We start from the raw sequence: 21,398 nt of genomic DNA, 5'->3' as shown, positions 1-21,398 counted from the left end.
GATATTCTCAGTGTGAGCATATGTCAATTGCGGGAGAGGGGTAATTTCGTTCCGGCGAATTCACGCTCTTCAAGCACGGCGCGGCGGAAGCGGAAGAGCTTGGCGGGACGGCCGCCGGTTTCGCTTTCAGTGCCGCCGGTTTCCTCGACCAGCTCCTGCTGCTCGATAAGCCGGCGGAAATTCTGCTTGTGCAGCGTCAGGCCGGCGAGCGCCTCGACCGTCTTCTGCAATTGCAGCAGCGTAAAATTCTCGGGCATGAGCTCGAAGACGACGGGACGGTACTTGATCTTGGCCCGCAGCCGGGCCATGCCGGTCGCAAGGATGCGGCGATGATCGGCAAACATCGACCGGCCGAAATTATGCTTGAGATCGCAGCCCGCCTCGGCAACGAGCCCTGCTTCGTAGAGCAGTTCATAGCGCTGCAGAACGAGATCCTCGTTCCATGCCGCACCATTCAGCCCGAAATCGAAGTCGGCCCGCCGGCGGCGCTGGCCCCTGCGCATCGCGTCCTCCTCGATCCAGGATGTGAGCCGAGCGGCGATATCGTCCAGCATCGCCGGTCGCCCGCCCCGATGATCCTCCCAAGGGAGATATTCATACCAGCCATGCCAGCCCGGCGTTCCGCCCCCGGGGGCCGCCTGCTCGCGCACGAGCCCCAGATAGCTGATGGAAATCGTGCGCCCGCCGAGAATTTCGTTGTTTCGATCGCGATCAGCAAACGTGTAGAGCTGCTCCAGATAGCCGACAGGGTGGGCCGTCTGTTCCTGAATCCATTCGCGCAATCCGCTCTGCAGCGTGCGATGTCCGAGTTCAAACGGGCCGGATGGCAAGGCATCGCCCGACCGAACCGTCATCACCCTTGGATCGCCGCCCGTAACGGCCGTCAAAACTGCGATCAACTCGGCATGCGCAAGCCCGATGGTCAAGCGAACTCCATGATTTGTTTGCCTGTAAACCTTGTCGCATGAAGTAAGACACAAGCCAATGCGGGTTCTGGTACGCTCCACACCTCACATCGGTCCGAAAAGCCGACAGGCTAACGGCTCACATAATCCGGATATTGCTCGCAAATGAGATCGACGATCGACAAGGTGCCTGACAAATGCCGGCGCAGAGCAGCGACGGCGGCTTCCGCATCGGCCGAGCGGACAGTATCGACCACGGCTTGATGATCGACAATGATCTGCTCGAGCTTGCCTGGCATTGGCAGGTTGAGCATGCGCAGCCGGTCGAGATGCACGCTTTGGCGCCGGACCGTAGACCAGAGACCGAGAATGCCGGCCCGCTCATAGAGAACGCGATGGAAATCCTTGTCGAGCATGTCGAAGAGATCATAGGTTTCCTGTGACGCCATATGCTTCTGGCGCGCCAGGATGCCTTCGAGGATTGCTGCGGTTTCCGCAGGCGAATCCGCAGCCAGCCTGCGGACCGCCTCGAGTTCGATCGACAATCGCAGGAAATGCGCCTCGGTCGCGTTGCGAATATCGATCCTCGCAACGACAGTCGCATATTGCGGATAGACCTCCACCAGCCCCTCCTCCTCAAGCCGGATCAGGGCATCGCGCACGGGGGTCTGGCTGACATTGAATTCGCGTTGCAGCGAGATGCGCGACAAGACTGTCGTTGGCGGCAGGCTCATCGAAAGAATGCGTGATCGCAGGATCTCCAGAATCTGAGGCGCGACTTGGCGGGAGCGATCAAGGGCAAATTCCTTCGGATTGAGCTTCACCGGCGGCCTTTCTGGTCAAGAGCGTCTACTCATTAAGCACAATTCATGGCTTGATGCACTGATACATTAGTGCTTTAGTGAGCCGACGCCAACCTCATTTCTGGCAGTTGGCGCAATCAACAGGATTGAGCGTGCAGATGTCGCAGCCAGCAATCGGAATTGTGCGACGCTTACATCGCCCCACTCTTCGCCCCTCGTTAAAGACAAGGCGCAAATACGATGAACAGCAGGAAGAAGCCCCAGGACTTGCGCAGTGCCAGATGGTTTGCGCCTGATGATCTCAGAAGCTCGGGACACCGCTCACGCACGATGCAGATGGGCTATGCGCCCGAAGAATGGACCGATAAGCCCGTCATCGCCATCCTGAACACATGGTCCGACGCCAATCCCTGCCATGCGCATTTCAAGCATCGCGTCGAGGACGTCAAACGCGGCATCCTGCAAGCCGGCGGCTTCCCTCTGGAACTGCCTGCCCTTTCGCTGTCGGAAAGCTATGTGAAGCCGACGACCATGCTCTATCGCAACATGCTGGCGATGGAAGCAGAAGAACTCTTGCGCTCGCACCCTGTCGACGGCGCCGTGCTGATGGGCGGCTGCGACAAGACCACGCCCGGCCTCGTCATGGGCGCGCTTTCCATGGGGCTGCCGATGATCTACCTCCCGGCCGGCCCGATGCTGCGCGGCAATTATCGCGGCGAATATCTGGGGTCGGGATCCGATGCCTGGAAATTCTGGGATGAGCGCCGCGCCGGCACCATTTCGGAGAAGGAATGGGTCGATGTCGAGGCCGGCATCGCCCGCTCCTATGGTCACTGCATGACCATGGGCACGGCAAGCACGATGACGGCGATCGCCGAGGCGCTGGGCCTCAACCTGCCTGGTGCAAGCTCGATCCCCGCGCCGGATGCCAATCACATCCGCATGTCATCAGCTGTCGGCCGGCGTATCGTCGAGATGGTTTGGGAAGATCTGGTCCCCTCGAAGATCGTCACGCAGGCCGCCGTCAACAATGCGGTTGCGGTGGCGATGGCGACGGGCTGTTCCACCAATGCCGTCGTGCATCTGATCGCGATGGCCAGGCGCGCCGGCATCAATCTCTCGCTCGACGATCTCGACAAGGCAGGGCGCACGACGCCGGTGCTCGCCAATATCAGACCGACCGGCAAGACCTATCTGATGGAGGATTTCTACTATGCCGGCGGCCTGCGCGCGCTGATGGCGAAGCTCTCTTCCAAGCTCGATCTCTCGGCGCTGACCGTCTCCGGCGTCACCCTCGGCGAGACGCTGGAGGGGGCGAAATGCTACAATGACGACGTCATCCGCTCGCTCGACAATCCGGTCTATCATGAGGGGTCGCTTGCGGTGCTGAAGGGCAATCTTGCGCCGACCGGCGCCGTCATCAAACCGGCCGCCTGCGACCCACGCTTCCACAAGCATCAGGGACCGGCACTGGTCTTCGACAGCTATCCGGAGATGAAGGCGGCCGTCGACAACGAGAATCTCGACATCACACCCGACCACGTCATGGTACTGCGCGGCGCCGGCCCGCAAGGCGGCCCCGGCATGCCGGAATGGGGAATGCTGCCGATCCCGAAAGCACTGCTGAAGAAGGGCTACAGGGACATGCTCCGCCTCTCCGATGCCCGCATGAGCGGCACGAGCTATGGCGCCTGCATCCTGCACGTCTCGCCGGAATCTTATGTCGGCGGCCCGCTGGCGCTGCTGCGCAACGGCGATATCGTTCGTCTTGATCTCGAGGCGCGGCGCATCGACATGCTTGTCGACGAGGACGAGCTGAAGCGGCGGCGCGATGCCTGGGTCAAGCCGGCGGAAAAATTCGGCCGCGGCTATGGCTGGATGTTCTCGCGCCATGTGGCGCAGGCCGATACCGGCTGCGATTTCGACTTCCTGGAACGCAGCTTCGGCCCGACGCCGGGCGAACCCGACATCTATTGATCACGAGGGATTTATCGCATGAGCAATTTTGTGCTGAGCAATGAGACGCGCGACAAGCTGATGGGCGTCGCAACACCGACGATCGCCACCGCACTTTTCCGGCGTGGCCTGCGCAACCAATTCATTCAGGATGTGCGGCCGCTCTCACCGAAGAAGGCGAACATGGTCGGCCAGGCCTTCACGCTGCGCTATATTCCGGCGCGAGAGGACCTGAACACGCTCGAAGTCTTCCGCAACCCCGAGCATCCGCAACGGGCCGCCGTCGAACAATGCCCGCCCGGCTTCGTACTGGTCATGGATAGCCGCAAGGATGCACGCGCCGCCTCGGCCGGCTCCATTCTCATCTCGCGCCTACAGGTACGTGGCGTGGCCGGCGTCGTCACCGATGGCGGCTTGCGCGACAGCCCGGAAATCGCCGCCCTCGACATTCCCTCCTATCATCACCGCCCGTCCGCGCCGACGAACCTGACGCTGCATCAGGCCATCGAAATCAATGGCCCGATCGGCTGCGGCGATGTGGCGGTTTTCCCAGGCGACGTTCTCGTCGGCGACAATGAGGGCGTCATCGTCATTCCGGCGCACCTTGCCGATGAAATCGCCACTGAGACCGTGGAAATGACGGCCTATGAGGATTTCGTCACCGAGGAAGTCATGAACGGCGCGACCATCATCGGTCTTTATCCTGCGACCAGCGACGCCCCGAGACAGAAATTCGCCGAATGGCGAAAGAGGAAGGGCCGATAAAACCACATTAGGTCACGCAGCCGGCGGATTTGCCCGGCTGCGGTCCCTCAATTACTCTTCCTTGACCAGCTTCAAGACCAGCTGCTGGAGATTGCCGCCGTCGCTGAATTCGACCTTGTCGAAGTCGCTGTTTTTCTGCCGCTCTTTGCTGGAAATCTCCCCGAGCCGTTTTGTGAGCTCGACGCGGATCTTGCTGCATTTCGGGTCATCCGGCACGGAGAAGCCGACGCTCACGGCTTCGATCTCCTTGACCATGTCCTTGATGAAGCCGCCATGCACACGCTCATGCGCTTCGACCCCGGCGATGAATTTTTGCCAGCTTTTGCGGGTCGAAGCGGGCAATTGCGCCGAAGGTTTCGGCAATGTGTAAGTGATGATCAGCTTCGGTATGTTGACCGTGATCATGCAGGCGCCATCCGGCTGCGGTTCGTATTTCCGGGTCCAGGTCAGCTTGAAATCGGTATGGGCAATCGCCCTCACCTTGGGTCCGAGCAAGGGACCGCGCTCGCCGATCGAATCGTAGAGTTCACGCCCCGATCTTCCGGCAATCGCGTAGGTCTTGACGGTCTCGATCGGCTGCCAATCCGCCTGTGCTGCAAAAGGATAAAAAGCGATGCCCATCGCCACCATACCCAACGCAATATCTGATTTCACCAAGATCCCCATGCATCGCCGCACGCAAGCGCGGCAAATTAGCTGGCGCGATCAACCATGACAATGCGGCCCGTGTCAAACGGCCGAGGTCGATTGCAACAGGTCTTCGGCATCTTCACGCTCCATATCGAAAACCCGTTTGCCAATCGCAAAGCTGAAACCGTTGCGGGCGAAGGCGGATAATTCCTTTGCCTTGCGCTTCTCGTCGAGGTCACCGCGCCGGAAGGGGCCGAAGCCACGCTTCCGGGCAAAGATGACGGCGGAATGGAGATCATCGACCTCCTCCACGGCCGCAACGACCGTTTCACCGGCAATTCCCTTGGATGCGAGCTTGAAGGCGATGGCTTTCCTCGACTTGCCTGATCGAACTGCCGAACGCGTGCTGATCTCGGCATAGGCGACGTCATCGAGCACCTTCAGCTCATAAGCGAATTTGACGGCAAAATCGGCAAGCGCCCTGACCTGTGTATCGTTGATATCCTCGAACTTCTGCCGCGCCTTTTTAGCGATCGCATCGAACAGCTGCTTTTCAGTCATCATCCGGCGTTCGAGGCGATAGATGGTGGAGTTGCGTGCCCAGGAGAGCATGCGGCTTGTCGGCGCTTCATCCATGAAGGGGGACATTCGAGAAGAGAGGAATCATCACGGAGAATTTTACGCGAGCAAGGCCAACCAGGCAATGAATGCACTTGGTAATCATGGGATGATTGGCTATGGTGTCTCTGCGGCCACGGCATTGAAACGCCGAGCGTCGAACCCCCATCGACGGTGGAGGCCGTCTCAAGCATCACATTGCTATGGATCACGGAGCCTGCGGCTTTCCCGACCGCTTTGCCGATCGGGCACCAGCGCTCCGTTCAGAGGAGGCAGAAATGGATTATCGCAAGCTCGGCCCAAGCGGGGCCGTTGTCACGGCCTATTGCCTTGGCACCATGACTTTCGGCGCGGAAGCAGACGAGGCCGCATCGCATAAACTTCTTGACGATTATTTCGCATGGGGCGGCAATTTCATCGACACCGCCGATGTCTACAGCGCCGGCAAGTCTGAGGAGATCATCGGCCGCTGGCTGAAAGCTCGCCCCGCCGAGGCCCGCCAGGCCATCATCGCAACCAAGGGCCGTTTCCCAATGGGCAACGGTCCGAACGATCTCGGTCTGTCGCGTCGTCATCTCGGCCAGGCGCTGGACGATTCCCTGCGCCGTCTCGGCATCGAACATATCGATCTTTATCAGATGCATGCCTGGGATGCCCTGACGCCGATCGAGGAGACGTTGCGGTTTCTCGACGATGCCGTGCGCGCCGGCAAGATCGGCTATTACGGCTTCTCCAATTACGTCGGCTGGCATATCGCCAAGGCCGTCGAGATCGCCAAGGCACAGGGCTACACGCGGCCGGTGACGCTGCAGCCGCAATATAATCTGCTCGTTCGCGACATCGAACTCGAGATCGTCGATGCCTGCCTTGATGCCGGCTTGGGCCTGCTTCCCTGGTCGCCACTTGGCGGCGGATGGCTAACAGGCAAATACAAGCGCGACGAAATGCCGACCGGCGCCACGCGGCTTGGCGAGAACCCCAACCGCGGCAGCGAATCCTTTGCTCCACGCAACGCACAGGAGCGCACCTGGGCGATCATCGCCGCCGTGGAGGAGATCGCCAAGGCGCGTGGCGTTACCATGGCGCAGGTGGCGCTTGCCTGGACAGCAGCCCGGCCCGCGGTCACCTCCGTTATCCTCGGCGCCCGCACGCGTGAGCAGCTTGCCGACAATCTGGGTGCGGCCGAACTGAAGCTCACGGAGGCGGAAATGGACAGGCTGAACGAGATCAGCGCTCCTCAGCCCGCCGCCTATCCTTATGGCGAGAGCGGCAGGAACCAGCGCCATCGCAAGATGGAGGGCGGCCGCTAAATGCTGTTGGCGGCGGGACAGCCAATTTGCTCCGCCGCCTTCGTTGCCATGGTCCACAGGAATACCTGCCGCGTCAGACCAGCGGCGGATTGAGTCTCGCAAAGCCTTCCTGACGCCGATACGGAAAATAGGGATAGGGAGCCGTCAGCTCGCTCACCTTGTCCAACTTCTCGATCTGCTCTTTCGAAAGCGTCCAGCCGACCGCGCCGAGATTCTGGCGCAACTGCTCCTCATTGCGCGCGCCGATGATGACGCTTGCAACCGTCGGCCGGGACAGCAGCCAGTTGATCGCGATCTGCGGCACGCTCTTTCCGGTCTCGACAGCAATCTCATCCAGCACATCGACAATATCGAACAGCTTCTCGTCATCGACGGGCGGGCCGAATGACGCCGTCTCATGCAAGCGGCTCTTTTCGGGCAATGGCTGGCCGCGGCGGATCTTGCCAGTGAGCCTGCCCCATGCCAGCGGACTCCAGACCAGGGCGCCGACGTTCTGATCATGACCCAGCGGCATCAATTCCCATTCGTAATCGCGGCCAGCGAGCGAATAATAGACCTGATGGGCGACATGGCGTGCGTAGCCGTACTTCTCGGAGATCGCGAGCGATTTCATCAGCTCCCAGCCGGCGAAGTTGGAAGCGCCGATGTAGCGGATCTTTCCCGCCTTCACCAAGCCATCGAGTGTGGAAAGCGTTTCCTCAATGGGCGTCGAGGCATCGAAAGCATGCAATTGTAAAAGGTCGATGTAATCGGTCCCGAGACGCCGCAAGGCGGCGTCGACCGATGTGATCAATCGCGAACGCGAACTCCCCCAGTCGGCCGGCCCGTCGCCCATCGGCAGTGCTGTCTTCGTCGAGATCAGCACGGCATCCCGCCTGCCCCGGATCGCTTGGCCGAGCACCTCCTCCGATGCGCCTGCCGAATAGACATCCGCCGTATCGAAGAGATTGACGCCCGCCTCCAGGCAGATGTCGACCAGACGGCGCGCTTCCGTCGCATCCGTCGAACCCCAGGCGCTGAAGAGGAGCCCGCTACCGGCAAACGTGCCGGCGCCGAAACTGAGCACGGGGACGCGCAGGCCGGAGGCGCCGAGATTTCTGTAGTCCATCGTCTATCTCCTGTTGGTTCTTCAGATAGATAGACTGCTAAAAAGGCATGATATAGATTGCCGATCAGAAATTGATTTGTGATTTTAATTCATCATGAGCCGCCAAGAAATCAATCGTTCCGGCGAAATGGAAGTCTTCGTGCGCGCCGTGGAGCTTGGTGGCTTCACTGCCGCCGCCATGGCCTGCCGCATGACGCCCTCGGCGGTCAGCAAACTCATCACGAGGCTGGAAAGGCGTCTCGGCGCCCGTCTCATCAACCGCTCGACACGGCGGCTGCAGCTAACCCCCGAGGGCTGCGCATTCTTCGAACGGAGCGTTGCCATCCTCGCCGATATCGCCGAGGCCGAACGCCACGCCTCGGCGGGAGAGCAGGCTGCCGGCCATATCCGCATCAACACCAGCGGCTCCTTCGGCAATCATGTGCTGGCCCCGCTTGTGCCCGCCTTCATGGCGCTGCACCCGAATATCTCATTGGAGATTTTTCACACAGACCGGATCGTCGACCTGATGGAAGAGCGGGCCGATGTCGCAATCCGCGCCGGACCGCTGAAGAGCTCCAGTCTGACGGCCCGCAAGCTTGGAGCAGCGCGTAAGGTCATCGTCGCCTCGCCAGCTTATCTGCAGCGGCACGGCACGCCCCGCTCCTTAAGAGAACTGGAGAAACATTGCCGCATCGGTTTTGCCTATTCCCGCGCAATCGAAGGCTGGCCGTTGCTGGTAGACGGCGAGATCGCGACGGTACCGCCCCCTCGCAGTCTGCAGGTGAGCGACGGAGAGGCCATGCGCCACCTTGCGCTCGGTGGTGCCGGTCTGGCACGGCTTGCCGCCTTCACCGTCGGATCGGATATCGCGGCTGGTCGCCTGCTGCCGGTCCTTGAAGAGCTAAACCCCGGCGATATCGAGGAGTTCCATGCCGTCTATATCGGCCAGGGCGGCCCGCTGCCGGCCCGCGTGCGCGCGCTGCTGGAGTTTCTGCGTGAAAACGTCAGCCTTTGAAAAGAGTGATGCGGCTTTTGGAGCCGCATCACCTTTTTTGCAAATTTCAACCGCTGATCCCCATCAGGCTGATGGCTGGCGGGTCTTGCGCAGATAGGGCAACACCGTGTCGAACGAGCCGAAACGGGCAATAGCGTCTTCGTTGGAGACGGCTGCCGTGATGATGACGTCTTCGCCCTGCTGCCAGTTTGCCGGTGTGGCAACCTGATGCTTCGATGTCAGCTGGATCGAGTCGATCGCACGCAGGATTTCTCCGAAATTGCGGCCCGTCGTCATCGGATAGGTGAGGATCAGCTTGATCTTCTTGTCGGGCCCGATGACGAAGACGGAGCGCACGGTGGCGTTGTCGGCCGGCGTGCGGCCTTCCGAACTCTCGCCCGCACCGGCCGGCAGCATGTCATAGAGCTTGGCGACGTTGAGGTCCTTGTCGCCGATCAGCGGATAGTCGACATCGAAACCGGTCGCCGTCTTGATGTCGTTCTTCCAGCGACCGTGACTTTCGACGGGATCGACAGAGATGCCAATGATCTTGACGCCGCGCTTGCGGAATTCGCCTTCCAAGCCGGCCATCGCGCCGAGCTCTGTCGTGCAGACCGGCGTGAAGTTCTTCGGATGCGAAAAGAGCACGGCCCAGCCATTACCGATCCAGTCATGGAACTTAATCTCGCCCTGTGTCGTCTCGGCCGTAAAATCCGGGGCGATATCGTTGATGCGCAAACTCATTGTCTTACCTCCAAAGTTCTGCCCCCGTTGCTCGCCTTGAATGCGCCGATGTGGGGTACGATCAGAACATCCGCAGCACAATGGCGTCGAACGTTCGATATGAAAAGCCTTCTTTTAAATGGAAACGGCGACAGCCCTCGAAAACCCCTGCGGCTGGCGATGTCTGCTGCGGCTCTTCAGTATTTCCAGGAAGCCATAACCGCTTGGCCAGCGCCCGAAGCCGCTGGCAATATTGATGTGCCCCGCAAGGCCGATATTGCGGACATCGGAATTCCAGAGCCGCCCGAACAAGGTCAGCCGGTCGAGCCTCATATAGATATCGTTCAGGCTTCCGATCGTGATGCTGGGAAAAGGCAAGGCTTCCGTCGGCATCGTGCCGAAGGAAAGATGCCCGGCATGCAGGGCTTCCGTCACCGGAATGTCGCAGGGTGCGACGAGCAGCGCTCCCTTGACCCTTCGCGCGGCCGGACGGCCGGCCAATCTTGCCGTCAATACGCAGCCCAGGCTGTGCGCCACGATATAGGCATCGCCGGCCTCTTCCAGCGCTTCCTCCAGCCTTTCCATCCAGCTGCCGAGATGGGGAAAATCCCAATCGTCCTGCTCGACTAGTTGGACATCCTGATGATCCTGCAGCCAGTGACGCTGCCAATGCCCCTCACCCGAGCCAAAGAGACCCGGCACGATCAGTACTCTGGTCATGGAAGCCTCGCGACGAATAACGATAGGAAACTCAATTCGCGACACGACATCAAAGGCACCTCCTTTCAATACCAGGGCGCCGGCGTGGAGCACCAGTAATAGATCTCGTAGTCACGGGCGGAGAGTTCTCGTTCCCGCTCCACAGATTCAACCCAGTCAACGGACCGCGTGCGAACATCCACCCTCTGCAGCGCGGGACCGGCAAAAATCGTCTTCAGGCGGCTGATGACATTCCATCTCATGTAAGCCTCCATTCCGGTGACAAATCCAAGACGTTCGGGCGTCACCGCCCATCATTCCGCAGCGGCAAGCCTCGTCACCGGATGCGGGAAAAAGGCCCCGAGCTCGCCGACAACCTCGTTGATGCGGTTGGCCAGCGGCTCTGACGACACCTTGTAGTCGGCGAAATCGCGATCCGATGCATAGACCGCCGTCGGCAAGGTATGGGCCATGAAGAAGCCGAAGAGCGGCCGCAGCTGATGTTCGACCATCAGCGCATGCCGGTCTCCACCGCCGGTCGCCGTGATGATGATCGGCTTGGCCCGCAGCTCATGCGGATCGATGAGGTCGATCAGATGCTTGAACAGTCCGGGATAGGATCCCTTGAAGGTCGGCGAACCGATGACGAGAGCATCGGCCGACACGATCTCATCGATGACGCTTCTCGCCTGATCGTCCAGATCTTTGCGCCATTTCGCCAGTCCGAGCGAGGCGCCGACATCGTGCAGATCGTAAACCCTGTTGGTGAAGCCATATTGCTCGCTTGCCAGGTCGGCAACGGTCTGCACCAGCGCGTAGGTCTTCGACGGCCTGTTGAAGCTGCCGGCAAAGCCGACGAGTTTGGGCGCACTCATTCTCATCCTTTCGCTCATCCCTTTCGGAAATCACATGCGTTTTCGATAATGCGAATATTGTCCACAAAAATGGTAGATTAAAAGGAACGGTGATCTCCTGGGCCACTGGAAACGGAAAATCTCTTCCCGCCTCATGCCCTCCGGCGTCACTGCTTAGGCTGCCGGCTGGTCAACCCGGCTCGCAGGGCCTCAGCACCTACTCATCGAGCAGCGGCGGGCGCCATCTTTGCCAAGCGAAGTGCATATGATGAAACACGTGCCACGGATCGCGACACGTGCTCCCAGTACTGACGCTGTCATCAATTGATCGGCTTTTTGGCAAAGGCTATCGAACCAGCAAGCGGGACTGAAAACGTCGTTTCAGCGCCTGCTGGCGGCTGCAATGGCGAAGATTGCGCTACCACCGATGCTGTAATGCTCAATGCTTGAGCACGACTTTACCCTGTGCTCCCCTGGCGACCGCATCTTGGGCCAAGCCCAATTCCTCCAGGGCAAAAACCTGCGAAATCGGTATCAGCAGCAATCCTCGCGCTGCAGCGTCGAGAACCGCGTCAAGCGTTGCGGCATCGGTTCGATGATAGAGCTCGCGGATGGCCACGCGGTTGCCTTGGTTGGCGTCCTCGGGTACTGGAACAATGCTTGCGACCTGGCCGCCATCGACCACATTTTCGATGAGATTTTTAGCCACCGGCGCAGCGGCGCTGATGGCATATTGAAAGCTGGGGCTCTTTGCCGGCACGGTAATGTCCACGCCTTCCCCGACCAGCTCGCGCGCCTCGCCCATCCGCTCGGGCCGAACGCCCGCGACCGGCTGGGCACCTATTTGCTTGAGATATTGGATGGCGGCACGGCCGACGGAGCCGAGCGCACCCGAGATCAATACCCGGTCACCTGTCTTGACACCCAAGGCATCCACAGTCTGTCTCCCGGTCAGGCCAGCCTTTACCAATGCCGCTCCCTGCTCGAAACTCAACGCAGCGGGCAGCTTGGCAACGGAGGTGGCTGGAACGAGCCCGAATTCGGCATGCGCTCCTTTGCCATTCGCGGGGAAATCGACTACGACGCGATCGCCAACCGCCAACCCTTCGACACCTTCGCCAATGTCTGCAATCGTGCCGGCGGCGTCCCCGCCTAGAACCGCCGGGAGCGGAAGCGGAATGTATTGCGACATGAAACCCTGGCGCAAAATGAGATCGAACGGATTGACGGCCGATGCCTCGATCTTGATCAAAACCTCGCCGGCACCCGGCTTTGGCGCAGGAATATCGCCGATTTCGAATTGATCGATGTCGCCATAGGATTTCAGAAGCACAGCCTTCATTGCTTGTCTCCATGGGTTCGCTATGGCCTCTACGGATTCCGGCTCCTGTGCAGAGCGTCGAGGAGGCCAATGAATGGGCTACCGGATCGGCAAGAAACGCCGACCGCTATTCAGATCGCTTGGATGACACGCTCCCATCGAATGACGGGAGCGCATTGGCTTCATGCTCGTTCCGTGAGCGATACCTGTTTCGAAGAGCCGCGCAGGGCGTTGTCCAATGCCCAGCTGCCGGCGCCGGCAAAGGCGATATAGAGGAAGATGAAGCAAAACATGATGGCGGCCTCACCCATGTTGAGCGCCGGCCAGAAGCCCTGAGGTGCATGCGCCATCCAATAAGCGGCCGCCATTTCGCCCGATGCGACAAAGGCAGCGATGCGCGTATAGAGACCGATGGTCATCAGCAGGCCGGTGACGATTTCAATGGCGCCGGCGGCGAGCATGATGGCCGGCAACGGATAGCTTACGCCGGGAATTGCCGCTGGGAACTGGAAGAACTTCATGGTCGCATGTTCAAGGAACAGCAGCGCGGTGACGATCCGCAAAATCCCGAGAACATGGGGCGTCCATTTGGTGGTATTCAACATAGTGCTTCTCCTGATTGGCCGTTGAGTGCATCAACCGGCGATGGATTTGAGTTTGAGATTTTCCGTCCGGAGGCCCCGTCAGCGGCGTGAGTACGCTTCGACAGCTCGCTCATTTGGCTGATCCGTCGGCTGCCACCAATGCCGGTACATCGCCGAAGCGGAAGCTGGATGCCGTAAGCCCGCCTGCAAAATCGGTCTGGTGATAGGTGACGGCGCCCGGTTCATCCCTTGCCGCGCCGACAGCCACCATCAACGGAATGAGATGATCCTCGCGTGGATGTGCCGCGCGGGCAGATGGTGCCTGTTCCCATTCGAGCAGCAGCTTTGCGCGCTCATAGGCGGACGAATGGACCAGGATCTGCTGGAGCCAGGCGTCAAACTGCCGGGATGGTTCGTAGCCCTCCTTCCCGCGCATTGCGGGAAGATTATGATAACTGAGGCCGCTTCCGATGATCAGAACGCCCTCGTCGCGCAGCGGGGCCAGCGCGCGCCCGACTTCAAGGTGCAGGGCGGGATCGTAGCCGGCATCGAGCGAAAGCTGAACGACCGGAACATCTTCTTCGGGATAGAGCGGCTTGAGAATGCTGAAGGTGCCATGGTCGAAGCCTCGGGTCGGATTGAGCCCTGCCTCGATGCCGCGTTCCTGCAGCAATGCCTGCACGCTCCTGGCAAGTTCCGGCGAGCCGGGCGCGCCGTATTTGATGCTGTAAAGATATTCCGGAAAGCCGTGATAGTCGTAGACCATCCCCGGATGGGCACCTGATGATATGGCGAAACCATGCTCTTCCCAGTGACCGGAAACGACCAGTACTGCCTGGACCGTATTGCCGAGCTCAAGACGCATGTCGATCAAGGATTGCTCGAGCTTGTCGAAATTACTGCGGAAATCACCGGTCATATATGGCCAGGGACCGCCGCCATGGCTGATGAAATAGGTTGGGAGGCGAAACTTATTCACGGTGTTGCATCCTTTCGAGGCGACTGCCACCAGCCTCAAAACCAGAGAGGTGATGAGTTACGCAGCGTCGCGCAATGCAAATTGATCTTTCATTATCATTGATCAATGCGACTTACATTGAAGGAACATTTCCTCTATGTTGATGATCTATGGATACGTTGATGAGCCTGCGGGTCTTTTGCACGGTGGCTGAGCTGAAGAGCTTTACCGCCGCAGCCGATCGCCTTGGTCTCTCGCCTGCAATGGCGAGCAAACATGTCATGCATCTGGAAAATCGGCTGGGCACTCGCTTGCTGAACCGAACCAGCCGCCATGTCAGCATGACGGAGAGCGGTATGCTCTACTTCAACCAGAGCCGACAAATGCTTGACGGCCTTGACGAAGTGGAAGCGGCCGTCAGCAACGTCACCGTCATGCCGCGCGGAACCTTGAGATTGAGCGCTCCGGTGTGGATAGCAAATGCGCTTGTCGCACGCGCGCTCGCCGAATATCACCAGCGCTATCCGGACGTGCGCTTCGACATGGATCTCAGCGGCCGGATCGTCAATCTGGTCGACGAAGGCTTCGATCTTGCCCTGCGTGCGACAACACCGGGGCGGCTCGATCCCGGCCTCGTCGCACGTCCCTTGTTGCAGGTCCCTTTTCACCTCGTGGGATCGCCCGCTTATCTCGCGCGCACCGGGCGTCCGGCCGAGGTGAGCAATCTCAATGGTCATTCACTGCTGGCCTATAGCGGCATGAATGCGAGTGGCAATTTCGCACTCGATGGGAGGAAAGGCCCTGAAACAGTGAGCTTCCGCACGGTCATGCAAAGCGAAAACGAAATCATGCTGCATCTGGCAGCATTGGAAGGCATGGGCCTGGTCTTTTTGCCGGTATGGATGACACAGGCCGACGTCGCCGATGGCCACTTGGAAATGGTTCTGCCTGAGGATGTGACATTCAAAGCCACCCTGCATGCGGTCTATCCCACCAGAAAATACCTTTCCGCCAAAGTTCGCACCTTCATCGATTTCCTCGCCTCCCGAAAAAGCCTTTGCCCGATGTCGGCCGAGACTCAATTGGCGACATAGGCCTGCCTGATCTGCAAGTCACGCCAGGGCGGCACAGCAAGAAAGCGGAACGGACGCGGGCGTTTCCGCTTATCCGCCCATAGCGCTCCCATCCTTGGCGATAGCGGCGAAAAAACTTGCCGCCGGGGCTGGGCGGAAAAACAATGCACGCTATCTGATGCATATGAGTGGGGAGAAATATTAGATCGGTGGAGGAGCTGGTCCGGCACCAAGGAAGAGGTTTCTCATGCCCAATTCAGTTTTGAATGCTCTTGGACAACCGCTTTACTATAGCGGTACGTCGACAGGTTTCTTTTCCGCCACCGGCTCGGGACCGACCCTCTACGGTACCGCTGGCAATGATTCCATATGGGGCGACAACACCGTCAACGTAACGCTAATGGGCGGCACAGGCGACGACATCTATTATATCTACTCGAGCAACAATCGGGTCTATGAAGCCCCCAATGCCGGCATCGATACCATCAACACCTGGATGGATTACACGCTGCCCGCCAATGTCGAAAATCTTACCGTCACGGGTGACAACCGTCACGCCTATGGCAACGACGCCGACAACATCATCACCGGCGGTAGCGGCAGCCAGACCATCGACGGACGCGGCGGCAACGATGTGCTCATTGGCGGCGGCGGGGCTGATACCTTCCTCATCACCAAGGGTAACGGCAGCGATCTCATCGCCGACTTCAGCGATGACGACAAGGTTCGGCTCAATCAATACGGCCTGACGTCCTTCGATCAGGTTGTCAGCCATTCCACGCAGGAAGGCGCCAATGTCCGGCTCGATCTCGGCAATGGCGAAAGTCTGGTCTTCGCCAACAAGACCATCTCCGATCTGCATGAAGATCAGTTTCAGCTCGGGCTCGACAGAGCATCGCTGACGCAGACTTTTTCGGACGATTTCAATACGCTGTCGCTGCACGAGGGAACGCAGGGCACCTGGGATGCGAAATATTCCTGGGCGCCGGACAAGGGCAGCAGCCTGAATGACGAGCTGCAATGGTACATCAATCCGTCCTACGCGCCGACTGCATCCGTAAACCCATTTTCCGTCTCGGACGGCGTTCTGACCATCACGGCGAAACAGACGCCGGATGCGTTGAAATCGACCGTCGAGAACCATGATTACACCTCCGGCCTTCTGACCACCCACTCCACCTTCTCCCAGACCTATGGCTATTTCGAAATGCGGGCGGAGATGCCGCATAATCAGGGCGTCTGGCCAGCCTTCTGGCTGCTGCCGGAGGATGGCTCATGGCCGCCGGAGCTCGATGTCGTGGAAATGCGTGGGCAGAACCCCACCACTGTCAATGTGACTGTTCATTCGAATGCCACCGGCGAGCACACGAAAACGTCCATTCCAGTGGAAGTCCCAAGCACGAACGGCTTCCACAATTACGGCGTGCTCTGGGACAAGGATCAGATCGTCTGGTATTTCGACGACGTCGCCGTCGCCCATGCCGATACGCCGGCTGATATGCACGGCCCGATGTATATGCTCGTCGATCTCGCCGTCGGCGGCGTGGCGGGCACGCCGACTGATGGACTCCCGAACGGGTCCGAGATGAAGATCGACTATATCAAGGCCTATTCCCTGGACGATCATGCCGCCCAGCTCACCACCTCGGCCCAATCAGCCCATACGACGGACTGGCATATCTGAGCGGTCTCGGAACTCGACGCACTCCAGAGCGGCCGTCCGACGCAAATCGGGCGGCCGCTGGGAAGAGACTGTAACCCGGTCGAAACCACCCTAATCCTCCCTGAACGCCCGCCGGATCTGGTCGGTCATCGGCTTTGTCAGATAGGCAAGAACACTTCTCTCGCCCGTCTGCAGAAAGGCCTCCACAGGCATGCCGGGCAGCGGTGTAAGCTGCCCCAGCCGATCCCATTCCGGCTTTGCCACCTTGACCCGTACGACATAATAGCTTTGTCCCGAACGCTGATCCGTCGTCAGGTCCGCCGAGATCGTATCGACATGCCCGTTCAGCTCCGGGGTGATCCGCTGATTGAAGGCGGGAAAGCGCAGGGATACCGCCTGGCCCACGGTAATCTGGTCGATATCCTGCGGCGCAAGTTTCAACTCCGCTACCAGCGCATCCTTATCCGGGACTATCTGCAGGATCGCTTCTGCCGGCGAAATGACTGCCCCTTCGGCATGGATGCTCAGCTGATCGACGATCCCTGACTGCGGCGCCTTGATGTCGATCCGCTTCAGATCGTCCTCGGCGGCGATAAGGCGCTCGGCAAACTGACCGCTATCGCTTTCCGCCTGGCGCAATTGCTCGGATACTTCCGAACTGCGGTCAGCATCGATCTGCAGGATCTGCAGCTCGGTTTCCGCAATCTTGCCTTTGGTCTGGGCGATCGACGAGACGAGGTTTCCGAGATCGCCGTTCAGCGAAGCGCTTTCCCGCTGCAGCGAATAGACCTTCGTCGCCGAAATGATGCCCTGATCGAGCAAGCCTTGGAGACTGCCGAGCTCCTTGGCGATGAGCGCGATCTCCTGGCGTTTGCCCTCTTCCTGGGCGACGAGACCGTCAATCTCCTGCCTGAGCTGCTGAATGCGCTCGTGAAGCTGCGATTTCTGCCCGTCGCGCGATATCTGACGATCGCGAAAGAGCCGGCGCTCGCCTGCCAGAATAGCCGCGACATCTGCGTCAGTAGCGTCCGAGAGAAGTTCGGTGGGAAAGGCGATATCCTGCCTGCCGTCGCGCTCCGCCGCCAGACGCGCCGTGCGGGCGGAAAGCTCGTTCAGCCGCTTGCGGATGATGGCAAGGTTGGCCTTGGTCTGCGTGTCGTCCAGGCGCACGAGCACCTGGCCGGCCGCGACATGATCGCCGTTCTTCACCAGGATCGCGCGGGCGATCCCGCCTTTCAGGTGCTTCACCGGCTTCACATAGCTGTCCACGACAAGCGTGCCCGAGGCAATCACCGCTCCGGAAATCCTGGTCGCCGCCGCAAGGCCGCCCATCACACCAAACAGCAGCGCTACGGCCGCCACCACAAGCAGGGACAGGCGGCGGATCGTCCGTTCGGTCGATGGCGAAGCCTTGTCGGTCATCCGTGCGTCTCCCCGCCGGCAACGGCAAAATGCGTCGTTCCGACCTGCTTGGGCGATGGCCCGAGTATGTCTTTCTTCGGACCGAACGCCTGAACCTGACCGCCGGCAACGATCATGACGGTATCGGCAGCGGCCAGGGCGCTTGGCCTGTGGGCAATGACGATCGCGATGGCGCCGCGCTTCCGCACGCCTGCGAGGGCCTCGGTCAGCGCGGCCTCTCCCTCCGCATCCAGATTGGAGTTCGGCTCATCGAGAACCACCAGGAATGGATCGTTGTAAAGCGCTCTCGCCAGGGCTATGCGCTGCCTCTGCCCGGCTGAAAGGCGCGATCCGCTCTCGCCGATCCTCGTATCGAAGCCATCCGGAAGCTTGACGATCATGTCGTAAACCCCCGCAGCCTTCGCCGCAGCGATGATCGGCTTCGTATCCACTTCCTCGGCAAACCGGGAAATGTTTTCGGCGATCGAGCCGTCGAACAGGTCCACATCCTGCGGCAGATAGCCGATATGCCGACCGAGTTCGTCGCTATTCCATTGCGACAGCGCGGCACGATCGAGCCGCACGGCGCCAAGGGGAACCGGCCATAGGCCGGCGATCGCCCGCGCAAGGGAGGACTTGCCCGACGCGCTCGGACCGATGACGCCGAGCACCGTGCCCGACGATATCCTGAACGAGATATTGCGCAGGATGAGATCGCGGCTGCCTGGAGAAGTAACGCTGATATTCTCGACGCTAAGCTCGCGCGACGGCGGCGGCAAAGCGAAGGCCTGCTGCTCGGGCGGCACGACGTCGAGGAGCGCGGCAAGCCGCACCCAGCCCTGACGCGCGGCGACAAGGCCTTTCCACTGGCCGATCGCGAGCTCGACGGGCGCCAGCGCCCGTGTCACCAGGATCGAACTGGCAATGATGATGCCACCCGTCGCCTCCTGCCGAATGACGAGGATCGCCCCGACGGCGAGAACGCCGGACTGAAGCATCATGCGCGCCATCTTGGCAGCGATTGTGAGTGCCCCGACGATCGTGCTCGCCGCCAGCTGATGTCGGAGATAGTCGCCGTTCATGGCCGCCCACTTCTCGCTCAGACGGCCAACAAACCCCATGGCAATGGCCGCCTCCCAATTGCGTCGCGCCGCCTGGGCGAAACCGAGACGCATGGCCGAAGACTTGGCCGCCGCCTCAGCCGGTCGACGCGACAGCAGTTCGGCAAGCACTGTAATGCCGACGAGCAAAAGGGCACCACACAGAGCCGTGAAGCCGATCCAGAAATGGAACAGAAAGCAAAGGATCAGATAGAACGGCACCCACGGCAGATCGAAAAGCGCCGTCGAGCCGTTACCAGAAAGGAAGGAACGAATCTGCTCGAGATCGCGGACCGATTGCAAGCCGTCGTCCGACGTCTGTTTCCTGGTTGGCAGGAACAGGAGCGAGCGGAAGACCTTTTTGTTCAATCGTTCATCAAGCGACATGCCGATACGAACAAGCAGCATGGAACGCAGGAACTCGATAATGCCTTGGAACAGGAAGAGGACCGCAACGATGATGACGAGGCCGGACAATGTCGGCAGGCTGCGGCTCGGAATGACCCGGTCATAGACCTGCAGCATGAAGAAAGAGCCGGTCAAGGCCAATATATTGATGGCGGCACTCGCCAGCGCGATACCGGCGAAGGCCTTGCGAAGCGCCGACAGCATCAACGCGATAAATGTCCGCGGAGGGTCTTTCGGGACGGCAAGCACCTTGGCTTTATCCTCAATATTAGCCGTCGTGCACGGCAGGGATCGACATGACGTCCAAAGTACCGCCTCCCGCTCGGCGCCATGAACCCGCAAAGCGATCGGGAGCGGTCTCCGCCACCACGCCCTCTTCACGCCTAACCTTCGACGATCCCATCCAATTCAGGAAATCGAAATCTACGGAACGCAATTTCGATGAACCCAAGCTTATCATGGAACGCCTTATCCCTTTCCGGGACGATTGGGCCATGAAATGGGGCAGCAGCCGATTCCGGCAAGATGCCTGATCCATCAACATTGAGACGCGGGCGGCGTCTTGCCGCCTGCGTCCCGCATTCAATCGAATTTCTCCGTCGTGTCTGCCTTGCCTTTGACCCAATAGCCCGATGCCTTGATCCAGCTCAGCGGATAACCGCGTTCCTCGACGAGGTAGGAGCGCAGGGCGCGCGTGACGGAAGCCTCGGCGGCGATCCAGACGAAAGTGCCGGAAACCACATCGATCGACTGCAATATCTTCAAGAGAGGGGATGGATCGGTCGCCTCCGAAAGGGGCCGATGCGCCCAGTGCATATCAAGCTGCGCGTCGGTTTGAAATGCTTGATGTTCGTGAGCATCCGCAACCGCGGCGATCGCCGTTATGCGCGCAGCCGCAGGCGCCTCCTCAATCCGGCGGCCGATGGCCGGCAGCGCCGTCTCGTCGCCGATGAGCAGCCAGTTCTCGATATCTGCGGACACTACGGCCGAGCCGCGGGGACCGCCGATCTCCAGCCTGTCGCCGACGCGGGCGTCGAGCGCCCATTGCGTGGCGGGGCCTGCCTCATGGACGGCAAAATCGAGGACGAGCGTGCGCGCGTCGGTGTCGTAATGGCGGGGCGTATAATCACGCCGCTCCATCTCCTCGCCCGCGCCGGCTACGAAAACCTTGATGTGGTCGTCGGGCGCCAGGCTGACGAAATCGGCAAGGTCTTCGCCGGTCAGCCGAATGCGCAGCATGCCGGGCGTGATCCTCTCGATTGCCGTTACCGTCAAAGAGCGCCGCTTCAGCTCATGCCGCACGCGCTCGATCTTCGGGGCGGAGATGGCCGGGTTGGAATTATGAGGGGTATCCATCGGTGTCCTTTCGAGGCGCTTCGATCTCGATCCGCAGGACACAGTCGCGCAGACCGAAGCCGCAGAGCCGTTCGATCATACGCGTTGAGTGACGTTAACGCTTACGTGGCAGAGCAAGGCCCTGCCAATCTGACATTTTTATAGAAGAAGAGCCCTCGCCCCGCAACGAAAAGATGATAAATTTAGG

21 protein-coding genes are annotated in these 21,398 nt (G+C 60.1%); 6 read left to right on the top strand and 15 right to left on the bottom strand.

Going from position 1 to position 21,398, the window contains the following annotated elements:
* Nucleotides 1-23: 23 nt before the first annotated feature.
* Both PH552_RS17485 and PH552_RS17480 read right to left on the bottom strand, forming a co-directional pair.
* Complete coding sequence (locus PH552_RS17485) at nucleotides 24-926, bottom strand: NUDIX hydrolase (RefSeq protein ID WP_112342291.1); 903 nt, start codon at nucleotides 924-926, stop codon at nucleotides 24-26.
* A gap of 110 nt (nucleotides 927-1,036) precedes the next feature.
* The gene (locus tag PH552_RS17480) at nucleotides 1,037-1,729 is read right to left on the bottom strand and encodes a GntR family transcriptional regulator (protein WP_183764078.1); all 693 of its coding nucleotides are present in this window, start codon (nucleotides 1,727-1,729) and stop codon (nucleotides 1,037-1,039) included.
* A 219-nt stretch (nucleotides 1,730-1,948) separates the two neighbouring features.
* Between PH552_RS17480 and araD the strand changes: the two genes are divergently transcribed.
* Both araD and PH552_RS17470 read left to right on the top strand, forming a co-directional pair.
* Nucleotides 1,949-3,685: an L-arabinonate dehydratase gene (gene araD, locus PH552_RS17475; protein ID WP_112342293.1), complete on the top strand. Its 1,737-nt coding sequence runs from the start codon at nucleotides 1,949-1,951 to the stop codon at nucleotides 3,683-3,685.
* An 18-nt stretch (nucleotides 3,686-3,703) separates the two neighbouring features.
* On the top strand, nucleotides 3,704-4,429 hold the full coding sequence (locus PH552_RS17470; protein ID WP_112342294.1) for a ribonuclease activity regulator RraA: 726 nt from the start codon (nucleotides 3,704-3,706) through the stop codon (nucleotides 4,427-4,429).
* Nucleotides 4,430-4,480: 51 nt separating this feature from the next.
* Here the strand turns inward: PH552_RS17470 and PH552_RS17465 are convergent, their stop codons facing one another.
* Complete coding sequence (locus tag PH552_RS17465) at nucleotides 4,481-5,059, bottom strand: DUF922 domain-containing Zn-dependent protease (protein WP_112342295.1); 579 nt, start codon at nucleotides 5,057-5,059, stop codon at nucleotides 4,481-4,483.
* A gap of 99 nt (nucleotides 5,060-5,158) precedes the next feature.
* Nucleotides 5,159-5,695, bottom strand: coding sequence for a recombination regulator RecX (gene recX, locus PH552_RS17460; protein WP_112342296.1), 537 nt, complete (start codon nucleotides 5,693-5,695; stop codon nucleotides 5,159-5,161).
* 260 nt (nucleotides 5,696-5,955) lie between these two features.
* On the opposite strand from recX, the gene PH552_RS17455 reads away from it, so the two are divergent.
* Nucleotides 5,956-6,987 carry an aldo/keto reductase gene (locus tag PH552_RS17455; RefSeq protein WP_112342493.1) on the top strand — a complete coding sequence of 344 codons (1,032 nt, stop codon included), beginning with the start codon at nucleotides 5,956-5,958 and terminating at the stop codon, nucleotides 6,985-6,987.
* Nucleotides 6,988-7,060: 73 nt separating this feature from the next.
* Here the strand turns inward: PH552_RS17455 and PH552_RS17450 are convergent, their stop codons facing one another.
* Nucleotides 7,061-8,095 (bottom strand): aldo/keto reductase, encoded by a 1,035-nt coding sequence (locus tag PH552_RS17450; protein WP_112342297.1) that lies wholly within the window; start codon nucleotides 8,093-8,095, stop codon nucleotides 7,061-7,063.
* A 94-nt stretch (nucleotides 8,096-8,189) separates the two neighbouring features.
* Between PH552_RS17450 and PH552_RS17445 the strand changes: the two genes are divergently transcribed.
* A complete protein-coding gene (locus PH552_RS17445) occupies nucleotides 8,190-9,092 on the top strand; it encodes a LysR family transcriptional regulator (protein ID WP_112342298.1) in 903 nt (300 codons plus the stop codon).
* Nucleotides 9,093-9,155: 63 nt separating this feature from the next.
* On the opposite strand, the gene PH552_RS17440 is transcribed toward PH552_RS17445, so the two are convergent.
* The 7 genes from PH552_RS17440 to PH552_RS17410 form a co-directional block, all read right to left on the bottom strand.
* On the bottom strand, nucleotides 9,156-9,815 hold the full coding sequence (locus PH552_RS17440) for a peroxiredoxin (RefSeq protein ID WP_112342299.1): 660 nt from the start codon (nucleotides 9,813-9,815) through the stop codon (nucleotides 9,156-9,158).
* A 114-nt stretch (nucleotides 9,816-9,929) separates the two neighbouring features.
* Nucleotides 9,930-10,514, bottom strand: coding sequence for an RBBP9/YdeN family alpha/beta hydrolase (locus tag PH552_RS17435; protein WP_112342300.1), 585 nt, complete (start codon nucleotides 10,512-10,514; stop codon nucleotides 9,930-9,932).
* 65 nt (nucleotides 10,515-10,579) lie between these two features.
* The gene (locus PH552_RS17430) at nucleotides 10,580-10,756 is read right to left on the bottom strand and encodes a hypothetical protein (protein ID WP_162736953.1); all 177 of its coding nucleotides are present in this window, start codon (nucleotides 10,754-10,756) and stop codon (nucleotides 10,580-10,582) included.
* A 51-nt stretch (nucleotides 10,757-10,807) separates the two neighbouring features.
* Nucleotides 10,808-11,368, bottom strand: a complete 561-nt coding sequence (gene msuE, locus PH552_RS17425) for an FMN reductase (protein WP_112342301.1) — start codon at nucleotides 11,366-11,368, stop codon at nucleotides 10,808-10,810.
* A gap of 418 nt (nucleotides 11,369-11,786) precedes the next feature.
* The gene (locus PH552_RS17420) at nucleotides 11,787-12,689 is read right to left on the bottom strand and encodes an NADP-dependent oxidoreductase (RefSeq protein ID WP_112342302.1); all 903 of its coding nucleotides are present in this window, start codon (nucleotides 12,687-12,689) and stop codon (nucleotides 11,787-11,789) included.
* A 161-nt stretch (nucleotides 12,690-12,850) separates the two neighbouring features.
* Complete coding sequence (locus PH552_RS17415) at nucleotides 12,851-13,273, bottom strand: DoxX family protein (RefSeq protein ID WP_112342303.1); 423 nt, start codon at nucleotides 13,271-13,273, stop codon at nucleotides 12,851-12,853.
* Between the two features lie 109 nt (nucleotides 13,274-13,382).
* Nucleotides 13,383-14,231 (bottom strand): DODA-type extradiol aromatic ring-opening family dioxygenase, encoded by an 849-nt coding sequence (locus PH552_RS17410; RefSeq protein WP_112342304.1) that lies wholly within the window; start codon nucleotides 14,229-14,231, stop codon nucleotides 13,383-13,385.
* Between the two features lie 149 nt (nucleotides 14,232-14,380).
* On the opposite strand from PH552_RS17410, the gene PH552_RS17405 reads away from it, so the two are divergent.
* Together PH552_RS17405 and eglC are read left to right on the top strand one after the other, a co-directional pair.
* A complete protein-coding gene (locus PH552_RS17405; RefSeq protein ID WP_113249709.1) occupies nucleotides 14,381-15,304 on the top strand; it encodes a LysR family transcriptional regulator in 924 nt (307 codons plus the stop codon).
* A 226-nt stretch (nucleotides 15,305-15,530) separates the two neighbouring features.
* Nucleotides 15,531-16,967 (top strand): endo-1,3-1,4-beta-glycanase EglC, encoded by a 1,437-nt coding sequence (eglC, locus tag PH552_RS17400; protein ID WP_183764072.1) that lies wholly within the window; start codon nucleotides 15,531-15,533, stop codon nucleotides 16,965-16,967.
* A gap of 90 nt (nucleotides 16,968-17,057) precedes the next feature.
* Here the strand turns inward: eglC and PH552_RS17395 are convergent, their stop codons facing one another.
* From PH552_RS17395 to PH552_RS17385, 3 genes are all read right to left on the bottom strand, one after another.
* On the bottom strand, nucleotides 17,058-18,368 hold the full coding sequence (locus PH552_RS17395) for an HlyD family type I secretion periplasmic adaptor subunit (protein WP_183764069.1): 1,311 nt from the start codon (nucleotides 18,366-18,368) through the stop codon (nucleotides 17,058-17,060).
* Nucleotides 18,365-20,059: a type I secretion system permease/ATPase gene (locus PH552_RS17390; protein ID WP_210278915.1), complete on the bottom strand. Its 1,695-nt coding sequence runs from the start codon at nucleotides 20,057-20,059 to the stop codon at nucleotides 18,365-18,367. Before PH552_RS17390 ends, PH552_RS17395 begins: the two co-directional genes overlap by 4 nt.
* 378 nt (nucleotides 20,060-20,437) lie before the next feature.
* Nucleotides 20,438-21,211 carry a siderophore-interacting protein gene (locus PH552_RS17385; protein ID WP_183764063.1) on the bottom strand — a complete coding sequence of 258 codons (774 nt, stop codon included), beginning with the start codon at nucleotides 21,209-21,211 and terminating at the stop codon, nucleotides 20,438-20,440.
* Between the last annotated feature and the right edge of the window lie 187 nt (nucleotides 21,212-21,398).

Source organism: Rhizobium aureum, from assembly GCF_030182495.1.
Lineage (GTDB): Bacteria > Pseudomonadota > Alphaproteobacteria > Rhizobiales > Rhizobiaceae > Rhizobium > Rhizobium tropici_C.
This window is presented reverse-complemented; position numbering and strand designations above follow the sequence as displayed.

Excerpts from the sequence above, each read along its gene's own strand:
- araD (WP_112342293.1), top strand. The coding sequence starts at position 1,949 with ATGAACAGCAGGAAGAAGCCCCAGGACTTGCGCAGTGCCAGATGGTTT.
- PH552_RS17470 (WP_112342294.1), top strand. The coding sequence starts at position 3,704 with ATGAGCAATTTTGTGCTGAGCAATGAGACGCGCGACAAGCTGATGGGC.
- PH552_RS17465 (WP_112342295.1), bottom strand. The coding sequence starts at position 5,059 with ATGGTGGCGATGGGCATCGCTTTTTATCCTTTTGCAGCACAGGCGGAT.
- recX (WP_112342296.1), bottom strand. The coding sequence starts at position 5,695 with ATGGATGAAGCGCCGACAAGCCGCATGCTCTCCTGGGCACGCAACTCC.
- PH552_RS17455 (WP_112342493.1), top strand. The coding sequence starts at position 5,956 with ATGGATTATCGCAAGCTCGGCCCAAGCGGGGCCGTTGTCACGGCCTAT.
- PH552_RS17450 (WP_112342297.1), bottom strand. The coding sequence starts at position 8,095 with ATGGACTACAGAAATCTCGGCGCCTCCGGCCTGCGCGTCCCCGTGCTC.
- PH552_RS17445 (WP_112342298.1), top strand. The coding sequence starts at position 8,190 with ATGAGCCGCCAAGAAATCAATCGTTCCGGCGAAATGGAAGTCTTCGTG.
- PH552_RS17440 (WP_112342299.1), bottom strand. The coding sequence starts at position 9,815 with ATGAGTTTGCGCATCAACGATATCGCCCCGGATTTTACGGCCGAGACG.
- PH552_RS17435 (WP_112342300.1), bottom strand. The coding sequence starts at position 10,514 with ATGACCAGAGTACTGATCGTGCCGGGTCTCTTTGGCTCGGGTGAGGGG.
- PH552_RS17430 (WP_162736953.1), bottom strand. The coding sequence starts at position 10,756 with ATGAGATGGAATGTCATCAGCCGCCTGAAGACGATTTTTGCCGGTCCC.
- msuE (WP_112342301.1), bottom strand. The coding sequence starts at position 11,368 with ATGAGTGCGCCCAAACTCGTCGGCTTTGCCGGCAGCTTCAACAGGCCG.
- PH552_RS17420 (WP_112342302.1), bottom strand. The coding sequence starts at position 12,689 with ATGAAGGCTGTGCTTCTGAAATCCTATGGCGACATCGATCAATTCGAA.
- PH552_RS17415 (WP_112342303.1), bottom strand. The coding sequence starts at position 13,273 with ATGTTGAATACCACCAAATGGACGCCCCATGTTCTCGGGATTTTGCGG.
- PH552_RS17405 (WP_113249709.1), top strand. The coding sequence starts at position 14,381 with ATGGATACGTTGATGAGCCTGCGGGTCTTTTGCACGGTGGCTGAGCTG.
- eglC (WP_183764072.1), top strand. The coding sequence starts at position 15,531 with ATGCCCAATTCAGTTTTGAATGCTCTTGGACAACCGCTTTACTATAGC.
- PH552_RS17395 (WP_183764069.1), bottom strand. The coding sequence starts at position 18,368 with ATGACCGACAAGGCTTCGCCATCGACCGAACGGACGATCCGCCGCCTG.
- PH552_RS17390 (WP_210278915.1), bottom strand. The coding sequence starts at position 20,059 with ATGCTGTCGGCGCTTCGCAAGGCCTTCGCCGGTATCGCGCTGGCGAGT.
- PH552_RS17385 (WP_183764063.1), bottom strand. The coding sequence starts at position 21,211 with ATGGATACCCCTCATAATTCCAACCCGGCCATCTCCGCCCCGAAGATC.